We start from the raw sequence: 17,506 nt of genomic DNA, 5'->3' as shown, positions 1-17,506 counted from the left end.
ATCTTGATCTAGACCTTAATTTATTTAACCATAATAGTTTTAAAGCTTTATTAGTAAATCAAAACATACGAACTAATCAATGATAAAAATAGCACAAAAGATTATTTCTAACTCATCCTAAACTTGTTTCACTATCTCAACAAAATTGCTCTTTATAGTAAGATGCTATAATATGGTTTTGCTCATTACCAGTTTTAGTATTATAAAACTGTTGATTTAATGGTGTAAGAGCATTGACCATTTCGACAAGCTCAGTAACCTGTTCTATATCTTTTATTGATTAAATCAATAGTATTATTTTAATAGTGAATTAACTAGATATTGTTAAATTAACATAAGAGTGTTTGTAAATTAATTATTGTTATTTCTTTTGTATTGGTGCAATTTTACAAAAAATATATAATATTTTAAAAAGTATGAATATAATTAATAATGGTTGGCAGCAATTAATTAATATTTTATTTGGAAATTCAGATCCACAATATATATTAATATTATTTGTGATTTTTTATTAACTAAAGAAGATAAATAATAGCTAAGTAAAAGAGTGTTTTTAGCAAAAGAACTTATAAAGAAATCTAAATCTCAAACGGAAATATCTAAAAAATAGGTACTATTATTTGTACGGTAACTAGATGTTCTAATGCTTTAAAAGATTACTCTGCAAGAGTGAAAGAAATATTTAGTGAAAATATCAAAAAATAGGTAAATAAATATCAGTAAAAGAGCCAGAAAAATTTTGGGCCTCACATATTGTTTATAATATAGAGTATAAAGAATATTTAAGTAAATGTTTTGCTAATTTATGTACAAAAATACTATCTTATTAGAATCAGCAGAAATAGACACAAAAGATAAGCTCAAAAGTATCTTAGTACTTAATAGAGCTTCACATATAGCTTGTTTTGAAAATAAAGTGTTTATCAGAGCTTTATCTAAAAATGGTGAATATACTCTAAAAGCTATACAGGAAAATATAAAAGAAGATGTTTATTACAAGTATGATAATAAACCAGTTAGTTTTAACACTTGAATTTATCAAAGATATCTACTTAGCGAACACCAAAAACTAAAAAAACATCTTTATTTGATGCTTTGAGAATTATAAAAGATAGCTTTGAGATATTTAATGAGTTTAGTATTTTTCTTAGCTGGGTTATTTGCGTATGATGTTGTTGCTAGTTTTGAAGAAATAGGTAAAGTAAAACGTAAAAATAAATGTCCAGATTACGTCTTTTATCTTGCTGATACAATACTTGTTAGTGATCATCAGGAGCAAAAAACTTTTATACAGATAAATAGTTTTGCGCATAAAACAATAAATGAGTTAGAGAGTAGTGTTGAGGTTATTAAACAAAACATAAATAATGATGTTAAAGTAAAAATTGAGATTTAAAAATTTACAACCTAAAGAATCTATAAATTGATAGAAATTTTTGTAGTATTGTAGATAAGCTAAAAGCGCATATTATAAGTGGTGATATATTCCAAGTAGTGTCATCAAGAAGTTTCTTTTTGCCATGTCAAAATTCTCTAGAAGTTTATAAAGAACTTAAAGAATTAATCCTAGCCTATTTATTTTTTATATGCATGATGAGGATTTATTATTTTTGGAGCATCACTAAGAGAATGCCTTAAAATATCAAAAAGCTACTAATCAAGTAGAAATCTATACTATAGTAGGTACACGCAGAAGAGCTAAAAATCTTGATGGGAGTATAAATCATGATTTAGATAGTAGAATTGAACTAGAGCTTAGATTAGATGCAAAAGAAAATGTCGAACATATGATGTTGGTAGATTTAGCTGGCAATGATGTCGGAAGAATATGAAAAAACAGATACACGCTGTGTATCATTTTGAAAGTTGATAGATATAGTTATGTGATGCATTTAGTATCTAGAGTGGTAGGTCAACTTGCTGATAATTTAAATGCCTTACATGCTTATCAATCTTTCATGAATATGGGTTACATTTACAGGAGCTCCAAAGATAAATGCAGTTAATATTAGAAGTTAAAAAACAAATAAGAGGTTGATATGGTGGTGCTATAGGTTACTTCAATAGTTGTGGTGATTTAGATAGTTGTATAGTTATACATTCTGTTTATGTAGAAGATGAAGTTGCCGAAACTCAAGCTGGTGCAGGTTTAGTTTTGGATTCTATACCAATAGCAGAAGCTGATGAAACTAGGACAAAAGCACAAGCTGTAATATCAGCTATCAAATATAATTAATGGCTAATATCATATTTATAGATAATTTTGATTAATTTTCTTATAATTTAGTCAATGAGTTTAGAGTTATAGGAAATCACGTTGAAGTATTTAGAAATAATTTATATCCAGAAGTTTTATTAGATAAAATAAACTCACTAGAAAATCCTATAGTTTTAATATCACCAGGTCCCGGTAATCCAGTAAATGCCGGATGTATAGTTGATCTAGTCTCAATACTTAAGGGTAAGGTTCCTATAATAGGTATTTGTTTGGGTCATCAAGCTATATTAGAGGCTTATGGTGGTATAGTTTCTCATGCTAATGTAAATAGTTCATGGTAAAACAGCTAAAGTAAAGTTTGTAAAACATAGTATTTTAAAAAAATCTAGAACCATCTTTAAGTGTAGCAATATATCACTCTCTAGTAGCTGTAAAAGTACCAACAGGCTTAAATTCTATTGTAATTGAACTTAATCATAAAATCTCTAGAGTAGAAGGTGCGCTTCCTGATGTTATAAAAGATAAATGGCAAGAAATTTGCGCAGATGACTCTAAAAAGAGAGCTTATAAAGTAGATTTTGATAGATATAATCCCATAGAAAATTATGCTGAAGTTAATGTCGAATATCTAAGATAAATAATCTATAAATTATCAAAACACAGAAAAAATCAACTTTTATTATTTTTTCGTTTAAAATACTAGATAAAATCAAAAAATCTGTAAAAAGATGGAAACTATATTAGCAAAAATTGTTGAAGCAAAAAGAAAGTGGCTTTTTGCAAAAAAAAGACTATTCCCACTAGATGTATTTCAGAAAGAAGTTATCAAAGCAGATAGAAATTTCTATCAAGCTTTGGAAGCTGATAGAGCAGTATTTATTTTAGAATGTAAAAAGGGTTCACCTTCTAAAGGAGTTATCCGTAAAAAGTTTGATCTAAATGAAATTGCAGCTGTGTACAAAAACTATGCAAATGTAATATCTGTAATCACAGATGAAGAGTTTTTTATGGGTAGTTTTGCAAATATAGAGATTGTTAGAAAGCAAGTTACACAACCTATACTTTGTAAAGATTTTATAATAGATGAGTATCAAATATATTTAGCAAGACATTATCAAGCTGATGCAGTGTTACTGATGCTTTCAGTACTTGATGATAGTGAGTATAAAAAATTAGCAAAAGTTGCTAATCGTCTTGGTATGGGAATACTTATAGAGATTAGTAATGAAGAGGAACTTGAAAGAGCTGTAAAACTAAAAGCAAAAGTAATTAATATTAATAATCGCAACCTTAGAGACCTATCCATAGATCTAAATACTACGCGTCTTTTAGCTCCAAAAATACCTAAGAGTATAACTATAATTTCAGAATCAGGCATTTACAAAAATCAAGAAGTACGTGAGCTTAGAAACTATGTAAATGGCTTTCTTATTGGTAGTTCTATTATGGCTGAGCGTAATCTAGAATTTGCGGTTAGGAAGATAGTTTATGGATTTAACAAAGTTTGTGGTTTAACTTCTGTAGAAAATGCACAAAAAGCTTATGACGCTGGAGCTGTATATGGGGGATTTATTTTTGTTAAGAAATCACCTCGTTATGTAGATTTTGCCATGGCAAAACAGATAGCAAAAAAAGTTAGATTAAATTATGTAGGTGTATTTGCAGATGCTAAGATAGAAGATGTAGTAGATACTTGTTATGCACTAAAATTAAGTGCCGTGCAATTACATGGAAATGAAGACCAAGAGTATATAGATACTCTAAAATCAAAACTACATAGAAACTGTCAAATATGGAAAGCTTATGGAGTAGATAAAACTCTTCCAAACTTTTTTGATAATGTGGATTATCATCTGTTAGATGCTCAAGTAGATGGCAAGGCTGGTGGTACTTGTAAAGCATTTGATTGGAGTCTTATCAAAGATAGAAAAAATATAATTCTTGCTGGAGGTCTTAATGCTAAAAATATAGCTCAAGCAATAGGTTTAAAATGTTCAGCTTATGATATTAATTACAGTATAGAATCTGAGCCAGGTCAAAAAGATCAAAATAAGTTAAATGAAGTTTTTGATGTAATTAGAAATTATTAAGATTTTATTGATATTTTTTTAGTAGTATTATCTTTTTCTTTTTTAGGAATATTTAAGCTTAATATACCATTATTATACTTAGCTTCTATCTTATCACTATCTATATTATCAGGTAGATTTATACTACGCTGAAACTCGCCATAATAACGCTCTTGGACATGGTGCTTTTTATCTTTGTGTAAGTGTTCACGCTTTGCTTTTATAGATAGTTTATTTTTATCTAGTTCTATATCTATATTTTTATCTTCTACTCCTGCTAAATCTGCAGTGATATTATAAGCAGCTTCATCTTCAGTGATATCTAGATGTATATTTTCTAAATATTTCTCATTTTGATAATTTTTAGGGAAACTAAAAAAATTATCAAAAAGATCATTAATAGAATGTTTTAGTTCAAATGGATTATATCTAATTTCTTTACTCATATTTGTTCTCCTTCTGAATTATGTTCTCATACCTTTCAACTTTGAATATATGATCAGATTTTAAAATTTCAAGAAATATGTTTTTAAAATTATTTTATACAAGTCTAGTTATAAACTTTTAACTATAGCTAACACATTATATATCTAAATACATTAGACTTTATTAATTAACAGTATTATAAAAATATTAAGTCGGCTAAGTAGAGTCGAAGCCTTGTTTTTGCCTAGTATCTCAGAGTTGCATTTCGAAAAATGGTTAATGAGCTTGTTGGAGTACTCAATACTCTTATCTGAATTCAAGAGATGTAAAGCGTATTGATGATGTTTGCATAATCAGAAGTACGCAATTTGCCAAAGATGCTAGTCAAATGTTTCATCCTATCCACCCTGGTTCATATATTGAAATGAATAATTTCTATACTGTTACTGTTTACAATAAGGCTGCAGAAGTAATTAGAATGATTCATACCCTACTAGGCGAAGATGGTTTCCAAAAAGGTATGATTAGGTAGTTACTTACGATGATTTTGTCAATTCTATGGCAGAGCAAATAATTGTGATTTTAGCTTATTTAAAAGATGGTATAGCCAATCAGGTACACCAAATATTAAAGTTACGCAGAAATACAATGCAGATGGTCAAATTTACAGCTTAACTTTGTAGCAAAACATACTGCCAATTGCTGATCAACAAGTCAAATAATTATTACATATATCAATTAAAATAGGTCTTATTACTCCAGCTGGTGAAAATATCGCAGAGCAAGTTATTGAGCTTAAAGAGCAAAAACAAACTTATATTTTTAATAATATCTCAGCAAAATCAGTGGCTTCTTTATTTAGGGATTTTTTTTGCACCAGTAAAAGTAGAGCACAATCGTTCTGAAAAAGATTTACTACATATTGTCAAATATGATAATAATCCTTTTAATCGTTGGGATTCATCACAACAAATCGCTAAACAAAAGTTAAAAGGTGTTTGTATTATTTGATTAATGCTACTGAGCAAAAAATAGGGACGGAGTTAGCACAACAATTATTTAATGATGCTGATAATATAACAGATCAACAAGCTGCATTTTCAGTGCTATTGCTATTACAGTTTAATGATAAACAGGTTCGTGATAATGCTATTAGTAAGTTTTATCAATGCTGGAAGAATGAATATTTGGTTATAAATAAATGGTTACTATATCAAGCTCAGATGGCTCATAGTAATACATTAGAAACTGTTAAAAGTTTAGTGAATCATGCTACATATAATCTTAAAAATCCTAATAAAGTTTATTCATTAATTGGTGGATTTAGTGCTAACTTTTCTCAATATCATCATAAAAATGGTTTAGGTTATGCTTTTATGGCTAATATAGTGTTAGAGCTTGATAAAACTAATCATCAAGTTGCAGCTCTAGGCTAGCTCGTAATTTAATGGGTGGGAAGCGTTATGATGCTACTAGTCAAACTATAATGAAAGAGGCTCTTGAAAAAATCAGAGTATCAAACCTTAGTAAAAATGTTTTTGAAATTGTTTAAAAGTCTAGAATCATAATTTCTTTTTATTTATAATCTATAAGACAAGCCAGGACAAAAAATACCATGCTGAATACTGAAAGTAGTTCAGCGTACGTTTATTTCAGCATCTTACTTTGAAGATTGATTTTATTGAGATCCTGAAAGAAGTTCAGGATAACTTTAGAAGTTTATTTATGTAGCTAGAACATGATAATAGGAGATTTAAAATGGTGGTGTTACACATCGTATGATGTTGCAGTATTTTTTGCATGTTACTATGCTATGTTGGGGATCATAGGCAAACACACAAAAACTCTCGATAAAAGAGTGGTCTTTTCAGTAATATTATTGGGGTTATGCTTTAGGAATTCTGATAGTATCTTTTGTTTTAGCTATAACTATGGGAAGTTTTGGTACCGAAGAAAGATCTTTCTTTAGTGATATATCTCAAGCATCTCTACAGAGTTTTATTTATGCTTTTATGGGTGGTGTAGTTTAATTTAGCTAATATATTACTTGTGGCAGCTATCGATATTACTGGCATGCTGTAGCATTTTCTTTAGCTATTGGTTTAGCCTTAGTTATATAAGTGTAAAAATTATATAGCAACACCTCTAGGTCAGCCTCTAGTGTTATTTTTAAGAGTTTTAAGTGTACTTGCAGCAATTATTATCGATGTGGTTATATATAAGCGTATTTCTGATAACAAAAGCTTTATAGTTTAAATTATTTCAGGTATTTTAATGGGCTTTTTCGATCCTTTAATTACTAAGTCTATATCAAGTGATTTTATGGCTCGTCAAGCTGATTTGATGACACCATATACAGCTAGTTTTATATTTGCGTTAGGGATTTTTATATCAAACTTTATAATCAATGGCTGGATGATTAAATTTACTATTTCAGTCAAAAAACTTAAATTTAAAGGCTATTTTTCAAAAGGAACTCCATGGTTACACACTATAGGTATCTTAGGTGGTGTTATCTGGGGAATTGGCTTTTGTTTGAACTTTATAGCATCCAGTATTGCTGGACTTTGTATTTATTATGGTTGAGGACAAGGAGCAACAATAATAGCAGATTTTTGGAAGTGTTTATTTCGAAAGAATTTACTAAAGCTCCAAAAGGCACAAATAAGCTTATATTATTAATTTTTATAACTTATATTTTAGGTTTAACTTTGATTGTTTTTGCAAGAAATATTTAAAAATAATTTTATATATTTATAGTTTCACCAATCTTTAAAATTAAAGTATTTTCTTGACCATATTGCTGATCTATAGTGGCCTGTTTAAATCTCTTTGGTAGCTCAAAAAAAGGCTCTGGCGTAAGTCTAATAGATCCTCAATGCACATCCTATAGTTTTATTAGCTTTAATATCTATGGCTATTTTTATAGCTTCCTCTGGTGTAGCATGGACAGAACTCATAAAATCACGAGGTTCATAGGGAGCTATTCCTATTAAGACTATGTCAAAAGTATGTTGTTTTTTACCAATTTATTTGAATATTTCACCATAAGCAGTATCGCCTGAGAATCATATTTTTTATTTTCATCCTTGATTGCAAAGCTAGTCCACAGAGTTTTATTTCTATCAAATAAACCACAACCTGAGAAATGCACACAAGGTAAGCAAGTAATACTAGTATCAGCTAGAGTAATTTGTTGCAAATTATTTTTCTTTTTTGAATATTTAATAAAACAAATTTAAAAAAATATTTCTTAGCTTCGATTCGTGAAGGGCTACCTTGATGATTAGAAAACTTATTTTTATGATAGTTACAAATAGAGATAATCTTTCCCATAATGTATATCTAGATATACAGTAATTTTACAACATGAACCTTTATGAAAACTATAAATTTTGAAAAGTTATATACTGATTTTAAAAGCATGTTTGACTTATACATATATTCAGATGAATCTTTAGAAGAGTTAAAGAAGATAATATTTCAGGTGTTATGTTTCTTTTTAGGTTTAGATTGGTGATATTTAAGTTTGAATTAGCTAGTGATTCTATTGAATATATTGACTATGAAAAATAGTTAAAAGTAATACAACATGACTGTTTTATTTATTATTTTAGGAATTTTATTTCTTATATTTTTGCCTATTATAAAATATGTATCCCACTAGGAGGACCTATATCTAAAACCTATTCTACAGATGAAAATTATGATCTAAACCCTAATAAAATGAAAAGTTGATGAATCAAAAGAAAAATATCAAAAAAGATTGCGAGAATTAAATCTTAATCCAAAGCGATTAATAACATTTAAAAGCTTTTGTAGGACATTTTTGATTGTACTTTTTTTACTTATTCTTTTCGGTGTATTTTTATTTTCTTAAGCTGTAAGTTATAGAGTCATTTTATATATCTGTTATAATTTCCCTATCTTAAATTTTAGAAAATATTTTCATGGCTGAAAAATATATATATTCAATACATAGGGTTGACAAAGTTGTGCCGCCTAATAAATATATCCTTAAGGATATTTCATTATCTTTTTTCGATGGTGCAAAAATTGGTATACTAGGTCTTAATGGCTCTGGTAAATCAACATTTCTTAAAATTATAGCCGGTCTTGATACAGAGATTGTCGGTGAGGCAACGCCACGCAAAGGGGTAAAGATAGGCTATTTACCACAAGAACCAAAACTTGATCCAACTAAAGATGTGTGTGGTAATGTTGAAGAAGCCCTTGCGCACTTACAAGATATGCTTACTAGATTTGATGAAATCAGTATCAAATTCTGTGAGCCTATGTCTGATGATGAAATGGCTAAACTTCTTGAAGAGCAAGGTGAGCTACAAAATGCGATAGCTGCTGCTGGAGCTTGGGAAATAGAGCGTAAACTAGAGGTTGCTGCAGAAGCTTTACGCTTACCACCTTGGGATGCTGATGTTACTAAATTATCAGGTGGTGAAGCTCGTCGTGTTGCATTATGTAAATTGTTATTATCTGCTCCAGATATTTTATTACTAGATGAGCCTACTAACCATTTAGATGCAGAATCTGTAGCGTGGTTAGAGAAATTCTTAGCAGAATACAAAGGTACTGTTGTAGCTGTTACGCATGATAGATATTTCTTAGATAATGTTGCTGAATGGATTCTTGAGCTTGATAGAGGCGAAGGTATACTATTTAAAGGTAATTATACACAATGGTTAGAGCAAAAAGAGAAACGTTTAGAGATGGAAGAAAAGCGTGAAACTGCTCACCAAAAAGCTCTAAAAGAAGAGTTAGAATGGGTGCGTCAAAATGCTAAGGGTCGTCAATCTAAATCAAAAGCAAGACTTGCTAAGTTTGATGAGTTAAGTTCACAAGAGTTCCAAAAGCGTAATGAAACACAAGAATTATATATTCCACCAGGAGAAAGACTGGGTAGGAATATAATTAAGGTTAAAAATATCGTTAAATCATTTGATAATAAGCTACTTATCGATCATCTAAATATGGATGTTCCAGCTGGATCTATCGTTGGTATCATTGGTGCTAATGGAGTTGGTAAGTCAACATTTTTCAAAATGATTACAGAACAAGAGACTCCTGATAGTGGCGAGATCGAGCTTGGTGAAACAGTGCATCTAGCTTATGTAGATCAATCACGCGATGCTCTAGATGATAACAAAACCGTGTGGGAAGAAATTGCTGATGGTTTAGATGTGATCACAGTTGGTAAATACACTATCCCATCACGCCAATATGTCGGTAGATTTAACTTTAAAGGTGCTGACCAGCAGAAATATGTTTCTCAACTATCAGGTGGTGAGAGAAACCGTGTGCATCTTGCTAAGTTACTTAGAAGTGGTGGTAATGTTATCTTACTAGATGAGCCAACAAACGATCTTGATATAGATACTTTAAGAGCTCTAGAAGAAGCTATATTAGCCTTCCCTGGTTGTATTATGGTTATCTCACATGATAGGTGGTTTCTAAACCATGTTGCAACTCACATACTTGCTTTTGAGGGTAATAGTGAAGTAGTTTGGTTTGAGGGTAACTACGATACTTATATAGAAGACAAAAAACGCCGTCTTGGTGATAAGTATGATGCTATTACTAAGATTAAGTATAAGAGAATATCTATAGATTAGTTTCTACTTTATTTCATTATTTATTTCAATAATACTAAAACTAGTATCATAGAAAAAAGTTTGTTTTGTATTTATTTCTTTACTAAATTCTTCACTTGTTATTCCAGTATCTAAAGACTTTAAATTTGTTAAATATTCAGAATAATCTTTATAATTTAGATCTATTGCGAAGTGTGTTTGAGCTGTTTGATTTATTGGATCTATATAGGATCTAGTCATTGTTTCTGAAAGTATTAAGTGAAGGCAAAAATCTCCAACTTTATACCATATTTGGATTTGAAGTTTGGTCTATATATATTTTCTCAAAACCAAGAATATTTGAATAAAAGCTTAATTTTTAGGATTAAATATTTTTAAAACCTATATTACTAAATTCTACAGTTTGGTTGTGTTTTACTGCAAAAGCAATAGATTAGTTATAGTTTTATCAATCATAATACCTATTTTTTAATTACATCAGAAATTATTTCATCTTTTTAAATTTGCTTCACTATTTAAAAATACCCAGCTTTGATATATAGTTGATAAAATTAGAAATAAAACCACTAAGGATATTTTTATGAAAATATTTTTCTACTCCACAAAAAAGTATGACAAAGAGTACTTTTGTAAACTGAACTCTAATCATCGACTAACTTTTAGTGATTATCCTTTAAATCAAGAAACAGTTATCTTCGCTAAAGGCTATGATGCTGTGTGTATCTTTGTAAACGATGTTTGTGATGCAAATGTATTAGATAAACTTGACAACATTGGAGTCAAAAATGTTCTTCTAAGGTGTGCTGGTTTTAATAATGTTGATGTTGTCCATGCTAAAAGTCTAGGTATAAAAGTTGCCAGAGTACCAGCATACTCACCATTTTCCGTTGCTGAGCATACCCTAGCACTTTTCTTGTGTTTAAATCGTAAGATACATAAGGCTTATAATAGAGTCAAAGAAAGTAATTTTAATATAGAAGGGTTAGAAGGTTTTGATATTTATCAAAAAACTATAGGAATAATAGGTTTTGGTAGTATTGGTAAAGCTTTTGGTCAAATTATGTCTGGATTTGGTGGAAAAATTTTAGTGTATGATTCTTTTATAAACAAAAGTGATATACCTGTATATGCTAAGTTAGTAGATTTAAATATTATATTTAAGAAAGCTGATGTTATAAGCTTACATTGCCCTTTAAATGATGATACTAAATATATAATTGACCAAAAATCTCTTGGTTTAATAAAACCTTCTGCTTTCATAATTAATACAAGTCGTGGAGCATTAATTGATACCAAAGCTATTATAGAAGCTCTTAAATCTAAATCTATAGCTGGGTTAGCTATAGATGTATATGAGTATGAAAAAGATATTTTCTTTAAAGACATGTCCGGAGAAATCTTGACTGATGATATTTTTGAAAGACTTCTCACATTTCCAAATGTTTTAGTAACTGCTCATCAAGCTTTTTTAACTAAAGAAGCTTTAGAGGGGATTGCAAATATAACATTAAATAATGCTTCTTTAATGGAGGGATCAAAAAGTAATTCCAACTTTGTATAAAATTTTATCAAGTATTATGTCTATAGTTTTCTTAACCACATCAGAAAGCACCTCGTCTTTTTCAAAAACTCTTTGTGCTTCTACTCCATAAAACTCGACATTATCAATATCTACCCTAATAGGATCAGCTAATGCTAAAGATGGGGCTACACCAACACTATGAGATGATAAAAAAACAAGGATATCTTTAGCTTTGAAATAGAATTCTCTATCAGGTGTTACTTTGGCATATACAGCATCTATAAGAATGACTTTATCGTAGCTATCATCTAGATAAGTCAGTAAATTTAAACCGGGTCTATCAGCACTTTCTACAGAGATATTTTGGATATTTTTTTCTTTTACAATTTTGGACTGCATTTATAGCATGCAACGGCTTGAGCATGGTAATGTCTATCTAAAGGATTTATATAACTGATTTAACAGTCATTACATAATGAAAATCAACATAGGTGGTTTATCTCTGTCATAAGGTAGACTTTGTATTGTGCTAAATCTTGGTCCATAGTGAATATAGCAGCTTATATATGGATATAGATAGTAACGACTTTGAGGGTTAAAAATATCATCTAAACACAAATCACAACTAGCTGTATCAGCAGGAATTTTAGTAATAGAATTGCCTTGCTGAGTTTCTAAAATATTAAAATCTGTAAAGTTATTTTCAGTCTGACAAACTGTCTTCTCAATAGTTTCTATACTAGGCTAGTGGAGGTAGCTTAGATTTCATATTATCTATGAAGCTATCTGCAACAGACTCATCACATTGTAGAATTATTTCAACATCATTTTGGGTGTTTTGTACCGAGCCATTTAAGCCTAATTCTTTTGCAAGGTAATAGATAAAAGGGTAAAAGCCTATACCATTGGCGAGAATTTTTGTTATGACTTATTGCATTTTTTCCACTTTTAGTAAAGTGGTTTTGTTGTCTATGACAACTTATACCGCTTTCTTGTTACGAAGATTTTTACAGGTTATGAGTTTTATGGCTCTCGGTATAGTCTAATACTAGATCATGCTGCTCTTTGGTTTTAAATCCTTCGAATACATGTTGTACTTTGTTTTCTGTATCAATGAAAAAGCTTATTCTATGGATTCCATCATATACTTTTTCCATAAATTTGTTTTCGCTCCATACACCATATAGCTCGGCAACATGATGATCTTCATCACTTAGAAGTTGTACTGATAAGTTATCTTTCTCTTCAAACTTTTTTAGGCGTTTTGTCTATAGCTTGGACTGTACACCCAGGAGTCATCGCTTTGGGGTAAAAGTAAATTAGTACATTTCTTTTGCCCGTGAAGTCACTTAATTATACTTACTCTTGATTTTGATTCTCTAGTTTAAAGTTTGGAACTAATTGCCCTTGTTCTAATGTTTTCATAATTTACCTATTTGTTAGTTATTGATACATTAGTTTTTAAAATAATTTTATTAATTAACTTTATTTCAAAGACCTTAATCAGTCCAACCAACTATTAAAACCAGCACCAGTTTTTACAGATAACTCAAATATTTTGACATGAACGAATCTTTTTAATATTTGCGATACATTCTTGGATATCAAAATCAACATCTTCAATAAGATTTGTTTTATTGATAACAACTATATTTGCATAATGAAACATATCAGGGTATTTAAGCGGCTTATCTGCACTTTCTGTAGTTGAGATAACCACGACACGATGCTTTTCGCCAAGGTCAAACATTGCTGGACAGATTAAATTACCAACATTTTCAATCATTACAAAACCATTTTTAATATCACCCAGATGTTCAAAAGCATGACCAATGGGCATCTAAGTGACAAGCTTTACCAGTATTGATTTGATAAGCTTCTATTCCCGTCTTACGGATTCTTTCTGCATCAAGATCAGTATGTTGACCGCCCTCAACAACTGCGATAGGATACTCACTATCAAGCTCTTTAATTAGTTCTCTTAAGTAGAGATGTCTTACCAGAGCGAGGACTTGATACAAAGTTAAGCGCAATATTTATTATCTTTAGCTAATACATCTCTATTTTGCTGAGCATATTGATCATTTGCTCTAATATTGCTTTTTCTAACTTAATAGCATCATCTGTATGGTGATGGTGGTGATGATTTTAGCTATCGTCACAGCCACAAGTTGTATACATTTAACTCCTTAATTAAAAACTATCGACTCTACGAACACATCTTTACCTTTAAGAATATCTTTCTTTAAACTGCGACAGTTTGGGCACTGCTCGTATAGTTTAGTTAATTCAAATTCACGCTTACAAGTCCTGCACTTTGCTATGGATTGCTCATGTATAATTTCTAGCTTTGCTTGTTCTAAAATACTTTCTTTTGCAGCAATAGGAAACCAAAACTCAAAAGACTCAATATCTACGCTAGACAAGTTACCGATTTTGAGAACTGCTTTAGATACTTTTTTAGTATAGTATTGAGTTTAAAATAACTATTTTAAAACTGTTTTTCTTTGGATCAAAAAGTTTATAATCATTGCTATAAGTGTGATTATCGCACCGATAGTTAGTATGTATGCAGGAGCTAGGTTATTGTTTGAGAATTTTATGGGGCTGATTACAATCATTGGAGTTAGACCACTAAAAACTGCAAAACCTAAATTATAAGCAAAACCTTATACCTGTATAGCTGAACATCTTGCTTAAATAAATCAATTAGCATCGCAGGAATATTACCCCAACAAAGAGCACCGAAAGAGACTATTATCGATGAATAGATTAAGTTCTAGCTATGAGTTAGAAACATCTTTGTAATAGGTAGAGAAAACTCCACTTTTATAAATGGACCGAAATCTTTGACATCAATAAGTAACGTCTAAGATATTATGCAATTAGCCCAAATAGACCACCTAAAATAAAAGGTATACACCAGCCATAAAAGAGCATTGTCTAGCGTGTGAAGAACTTTAATAGTAAGCTTTAGAGAATAAAACCTATAGCAACTCCAAGTATCAAGAACCCAAAAATTACCGTAGGCATAAAACCACCTTTATCAGGAACAGCTTGACCAACATAAGTAATAGCACCAGGTATTTCACTCCCCTACAGAAATCCCTTGAGCTATCCTACATAGTACAAGCAAAATATTTACCATATACCAACACTATTATAAGTAGGTAATATACCAATCAAAAAAGTTAATAAAGCCATAATTAAATAGAGATTGTGAAAGTTTTTTTCTTCAATATTTATCACCAAAATGACCGAAAATAATATCACTAAATAGTCTACAAGACATAAGTACTAAAAGGAACTAATAAGGATGTAATCGCCGATTGAACTGGAAAGAAAAGCTTAGAAATATAACTAGCAAGAAGAGCGTATATAATAAAATTATAAAATTCAAGCATACCGCCTAAACTTTATAATAGTAGTGCTTTACCTTGTTTTTTTGTAGCACATTTATTTTTTGTTTTCCTTTTATATACTTATTAAATTATTTCATTGTATTCAAGATATTATCTTTCACTATTAGTTGATGAAATAAAGACTCCGCTATATGAATAATAACTAATATAAATAGTATTGAAGCAAAAACATAATGATAACTAAAAACCTCTGCTCCTAAAGGGACATTTGTTGTTAATAGCTGGAAATGGGATAATAAAAAATACCTTCCATGAAAAGGCCGTGAGCATTGAACCTACAACTCCAGAAAATGCTATGCTAAATACTGAGATGTATATCCCTAAATGTACAACTTTAGCTATTAGTAATTGAAATAGTGGTAATGGAGGCTTATACGCAGGCCTAACGCTTATAATTCTAGCTATAACTAGTAAAGGAATCACAAAAAAGGTTACAACTCCAAAAGATTTATGTAGATTTATAATCCAGCCAGAGTCAAAAAATTGCTAGTATAGCCAAAGCCTAAAATAAGTTGTGTTATTATCAAAAAAGCAAGTAAAGCATGTAAAACTCTAACTAATAGACTGTATTTCATAAGCCTTATAAAATTTTAGAATATATTTTGATTGTATAGTATTTGTGATATTTTGAGAATGTTTTTTGATTTTTTAGTCATTCCAAATCTTTCTAAATTCTTTGATAATTTGATCGTGGCGTAGTAAGAAATCTTGAGTATTGTAGTTATCATCATATTTTTGAGTTTTAATAATTCTTTTATCTTCTTTAAGTATTATTTTATTGGTTATACTAAAGATTAAATTAGCTAAAGGTTTGATTATTTTACTAGTCATAAACTTTACGGTAGTTTACTAAATATAATTTTGTCGGATGTTCATTAATTGGTGCAAAGTAAACACAAATTTTTAGTTTATCATCGTTATTTAGAAGCCAAAAGTTAGGGTATATATATTTCAAAATTATACATTGCTGCTTTAAAGCTTCTATATATTCAGATGTGATATTTAGGGTTATATCTTGAGGAATTTTATATCCTCTACCAATAGATTTTTTATGCACCGTAGCTAAAAGTACATATAGTCGAGTTGGTTTTCGATACAGTGACGGATATTGTTATGCTAAATATCTGTAAGTAGTGAATATTTACCAGCAAAATCATCATCATAAGTGTTGAGCAAATTCAAAGGCATAGCTATTATCAAGCTCTTCATCAAAAATATTTATCCAAATCATATCTACAACAACTTTGATTGGAAATATTTTATTTTTAATTTAGGAATAGCTACTTGTGTCTCTGGGTTAAATATACAGTTGCCATGCTGGTCAAACCTAAAACCATAAAATGGACATGCTATAGCATTATCACAAATCCTACCTAAGCTTAATTCAGCTCCACAGTGAGGACAACGGTTTTACATTGCAACTATTTTTCCTGAGTCCCGCCAAATTACTAGGTTTTTACCAAATCTTTTAGTTTGAGAGGTTTAGATTTAATTTCGTTAATATGAACTATAGCATACCAAGCTTTTGGGAGGGTTTTCATTGGTTGTGAATAATTTTTGTATAAGTAGAATTATATCTTAAGCTATTGGATAATAAATAATAAACAAATATCTAAGTAACCAATAAATATGAGTGCAAGTCAAAAAAATCAAGAGCTCATTGGTGGTTTAATTCTTTTTTCTACGGTGTTATTAGCTATTGTTGTCAATAACTCGCCACTAGCAAGCTACTATGCAATGCTTGAAACTATCAATGTAAAACTTGGGATAGAAAACCTAGTAATTGATAAAAATCTAATGCATTGGATTAATGATGGTTTAATGGCACTATATTTTTTGTATATTGGTTTAGAAATAAAAAGAGAAATTATCGTTGGGGATCCTTTCAAAGCTATCAAATGTAATAACACCAGCCATAGAAGCATTTGCAGATTTGGGATGCCAAGCTTGATATATTTATCAATAAATCATGATATTAAACTTATTAATGGTTGGGCAATACCATCAGCTGCAGATATAGCATTTACTTTGGAAATATTAGCATTACTAGGTGTGAGAGTTCCAGCTAAATTAAAATTGTTGGTTATTACTATAGCTATTTTTGATGATATAGCTTCAATAGCAATCATAGCAATATTTTATACCAAATCTTTATCTTTACTTTCCGTTATCTTTAGGAACACTTTTTATCATTGAGATGATTATTTGCAATTGAATTTTTAAGGTAAATAGAAGTTCAG

At 29.9% G+C, this 17,506-nt stretch carries 13 protein-coding genes and 11 pseudogenes; 10 read left to right on the top strand and 14 right to left on the bottom strand.

From position 1 onward, the window contains the following. Positions 1 to 416: 416 nt before the first annotated feature. From C9379_RS01950 to trpCF, 4 genes and pseudogenes are all read left to right on the top strand, one after another. Positions 417 to 705: pseudogene (locus C9379_RS01950) on the top strand (Trp family transcriptional regulator). An 8-nt stretch (positions 706 to 713) separates the two neighbouring features. Continuing rightward, positions 714 to 2,236: pseudogene (locus tag C9379_RS01945) on the top strand (anthranilate synthase component 1). After that, positions 2,236 to 2,711 (top strand): annotated as a pseudogene (locus C9379_RS01940) (anthranilate synthase component II); the annotation flags it as partial. The pseudogenes C9379_RS01945 and C9379_RS01940, both read left to right, overlap by 1 nt. A 235-nt stretch (positions 2,712 to 2,946) precedes the next feature. Beyond that, positions 2,947 to 4,308 carry a bifunctional indole-3-glycerol-phosphate synthase TrpC/phosphoribosylanthranilate isomerase TrpF gene (gene trpCF / locus C9379_RS01935; protein WP_143384740.1) on the top strand — a complete coding sequence of 454 codons (1,362 nt, stop codon included), beginning with the start codon at positions 2,947 to 2,949 and terminating at the stop codon, positions 4,306 to 4,308. On the opposite strand, the gene C9379_RS01930 is transcribed toward trpCF, so the two are convergent. Beyond that, positions 4,305 to 4,733, bottom strand: a complete 429-nt coding sequence (locus tag C9379_RS01930) for an Hsp20/alpha crystallin family protein (RefSeq protein WP_143384739.1) — start codon at positions 4,731 to 4,733, stop codon at positions 4,305 to 4,307. The two genes, trpCF and C9379_RS01930, sit on opposite strands and share 4 nt — an antisense overlap. Before the next feature lie 284 nt (positions 4,734 to 5,017). Between C9379_RS01930 and C9379_RS01925 the strand changes: the two are divergent. Continuing rightward, a pseudogene (locus tag C9379_RS01925) lies at positions 5,018 to 6,265 on the top strand (DUF3458 domain-containing protein); the annotation flags it as partial. 722 nt (positions 6,266 to 6,987) lie between these two features. Beyond that, complete coding sequence (locus C9379_RS01920; RefSeq protein ID WP_343377500.1) at positions 6,988 to 7,299, top strand: hypothetical protein; 312 nt, start codon at positions 6,988 to 6,990, stop codon at positions 7,297 to 7,299. A 160-nt stretch (positions 7,300 to 7,459) separates the two neighbouring features. Here the strand turns inward: C9379_RS01920 and C9379_RS01915 are convergent. After that, positions 7,460 to 7,912: pseudogene (locus C9379_RS01915) on the bottom strand (MBL fold metallo-hydrolase); the annotation flags it as partial. 180 nt (positions 7,913 to 8,092) lie between these two features. On the opposite strand from C9379_RS01915, the pseudogene C9379_RS01910 reads away from it, so the two are divergent. Together C9379_RS01910 and ettA are read left to right on the top strand one after the other, a co-directional pair. Further along, positions 8,093 to 8,289: pseudogene (locus C9379_RS01910) on the top strand (hypothetical protein). A gap of 374 nt (positions 8,290 to 8,663) precedes the next feature. Continuing rightward, positions 8,664 to 10,343, top strand: coding sequence for an energy-dependent translational throttle protein EttA (gene ettA, locus C9379_RS01905; RefSeq protein ID WP_143384738.1), 1,680 nt, complete (start codon positions 8,664 to 8,666; stop codon positions 10,341 to 10,343). A gap of 3 nt (positions 10,344 to 10,346) precedes the next feature. Here the strand turns inward: ettA and C9379_RS01900 are convergent, their stop codons facing one another. Beyond that, positions 10,347 to 10,562 carry a hypothetical protein gene (locus C9379_RS01900; RefSeq protein WP_143384737.1) on the bottom strand — a complete coding sequence of 72 codons (216 nt, stop codon included), beginning with the start codon at positions 10,560 to 10,562 and terminating at the stop codon, positions 10,347 to 10,349. A gap of 340 nt (positions 10,563 to 10,902) precedes the next feature. Here C9379_RS01900 and C9379_RS01895 point away from each other — a divergent pair, with 340 nt between their 5' ends. After that, positions 10,903 to 11,883 (top strand): 2-hydroxyacid dehydrogenase, encoded by a 981-nt coding sequence (locus tag C9379_RS01895; protein WP_143384736.1) that lies wholly within the window; start codon positions 10,903 to 10,905, stop codon positions 11,881 to 11,883. Here the strand turns inward: C9379_RS01895 and C9379_RS01890 are convergent. The 11 genes and pseudogenes from C9379_RS01890 to C9379_RS01840 form a co-directional block, all read right to left on the bottom strand. Continuing rightward, on the bottom strand, positions 11,857 to 12,243 hold the full coding sequence (locus C9379_RS01890; RefSeq protein WP_143384735.1) for a hypothetical protein: 387 nt from the start codon (positions 12,241 to 12,243) through the stop codon (positions 11,857 to 11,859). The genes C9379_RS01895 and C9379_RS01890 overlap by 27 nt on opposite strands. Next, positions 12,225 to 12,293 (bottom strand): hypothetical protein, encoded by a 69-nt coding sequence (locus tag C9379_RS01885; protein WP_318263348.1) that lies wholly within the window; start codon positions 12,291 to 12,293, stop codon positions 12,225 to 12,227. The genes C9379_RS01890 and C9379_RS01885 overlap by 19 nt, the downstream gene beginning before the upstream one ends. Positions 12,294 to 12,312: 19 nt before the next feature. Next, entirely contained in the window at positions 12,313 to 12,462 is a 150-nt protein-coding gene (locus tag C9379_RS01880) for a hypothetical protein (RefSeq protein ID WP_318263293.1), read from the bottom strand. A gap of 121 nt (positions 12,463 to 12,583) precedes the next feature. Beyond that, complete coding sequence (locus tag C9379_RS01875) at positions 12,584 to 12,727, bottom strand: acylphosphatase (RefSeq protein ID WP_318263347.1); 144 nt, start codon at positions 12,725 to 12,727, stop codon at positions 12,584 to 12,586. Between the two features lie 124 nt (positions 12,728 to 12,851). Then, positions 12,852 to 13,046: pseudogene (locus C9379_RS01870) on the bottom strand (thioredoxin domain-containing protein); the annotation flags it as partial. Between the two features lie 347 nt (positions 13,047 to 13,393). Further along, positions 13,394 to 13,684, bottom strand: coding sequence for a GTP-binding protein (locus C9379_RS01865; protein ID WP_318263292.1), 291 nt, complete (start codon positions 13,682 to 13,684; stop codon positions 13,394 to 13,396). Beyond that, positions 13,662 to 13,865, bottom strand: a complete 204-nt coding sequence (locus C9379_RS01860) for a GTP-binding protein (protein WP_318263291.1) — start codon at positions 13,863 to 13,865, stop codon at positions 13,662 to 13,664. Before C9379_RS01860 ends, C9379_RS01865 begins: the two co-directional genes overlap by 23 nt. Before the next feature lie 168 nt (positions 13,866 to 14,033). Beyond that, positions 14,034 to 14,297 (bottom strand): annotated as a pseudogene (locus C9379_RS01855) (hydrogenase maturation nickel metallochaperone HypA/HybF); the annotation flags it as partial. A gap of 33 nt (positions 14,298 to 14,330) precedes the next feature. After that, positions 14,331 to 15,248: pseudogene (locus tag C9379_RS01850) on the bottom strand (MFS transporter). Between the two features lie 86 nt (positions 15,249 to 15,334). Then, a pseudogene (locus C9379_RS01845) lies at positions 15,335 to 15,841 on the bottom strand (cytochrome b). Positions 15,842 to 15,914: 73 nt separating this feature from the next. After that, positions 15,915 to 16,807, bottom strand: a pseudogene (locus C9379_RS01840) (Rieske 2Fe-2S domain-containing protein). An 88-nt stretch (positions 16,808 to 16,895) separates the two neighbouring features. Here C9379_RS01840 and C9379_RS01835 point away from each other — a divergent pair. After that, a complete protein-coding gene (locus tag C9379_RS01835; protein ID WP_318263290.1) occupies positions 16,896 to 17,462 on the top strand; it encodes a Na+/H+ antiporter NhaA in 567 nt (188 codons plus the stop codon). Positions 17,463 to 17,506: the final 44 nt, after the last annotated feature.

The organism is Francisella-like endosymbiont, assembly GCF_003069505.1.
In the GTDB taxonomy this organism is placed as follows: domain Bacteria; phylum Pseudomonadota; class Gammaproteobacteria; order Francisellales; family Francisellaceae; genus Francisella.
The sequence above is the reverse complement of the archived record's forward strand: the minus strand, read 5'-3'. Positions and strand labels throughout refer to the sequence as shown.

Bases quoted from the DNA above. Each gene is read 5' to 3' on its own strand.
- trpCF (WP_143384740.1), top strand. From the start codon at position 2,947: ATGGAAACTATATTAGCAAAAATTGTTGAAGCAAAAAGAAAGTGGCTT.
- C9379_RS01930 (WP_143384739.1), bottom strand. From the start codon at position 4,733: ATGAGTAAAGAAATTAGATATAATCCATTTGAACTAAAACATTCTATT.
- C9379_RS01920 (WP_343377500.1), top strand. From the start codon at position 6,988: ATGGGCTTTTTCGATCCTTTAATTACTAAGTCTATATCAAGTGATTTT.
- ettA (WP_143384738.1), top strand. From the start codon at position 8,664: ATGGCTGAAAAATATATATATTCAATACATAGGGTTGACAAAGTTGTG.
- C9379_RS01900 (WP_143384737.1), bottom strand. From the start codon at position 10,562: ATGACTAGATCCTATATAGATCCAATAAATCAAACAGCTCAAACACAC.
- C9379_RS01895 (WP_143384736.1), top strand. From the start codon at position 10,903: ATGAAAATATTTTTCTACTCCACAAAAAAGTATGACAAAGAGTACTTT.
- C9379_RS01890 (WP_143384735.1), bottom strand. From the start codon at position 12,243: ATGCAGTCCAAAATTGTAAAAGAAAAAAATATCCAAAATATCTCTGTA.
- C9379_RS01865 (WP_318263292.1), bottom strand. From the start codon at position 13,684: ATGCCCATTGGTCATGCTTTTGAACATCTGGGTGATATTAAAAATGGT.
- C9379_RS01835 (WP_318263290.1), top strand. From the start codon at position 16,896: ATGAGTGCAAGTCAAAAAAATCAAGAGCTCATTGGTGGTTTAATTCTT.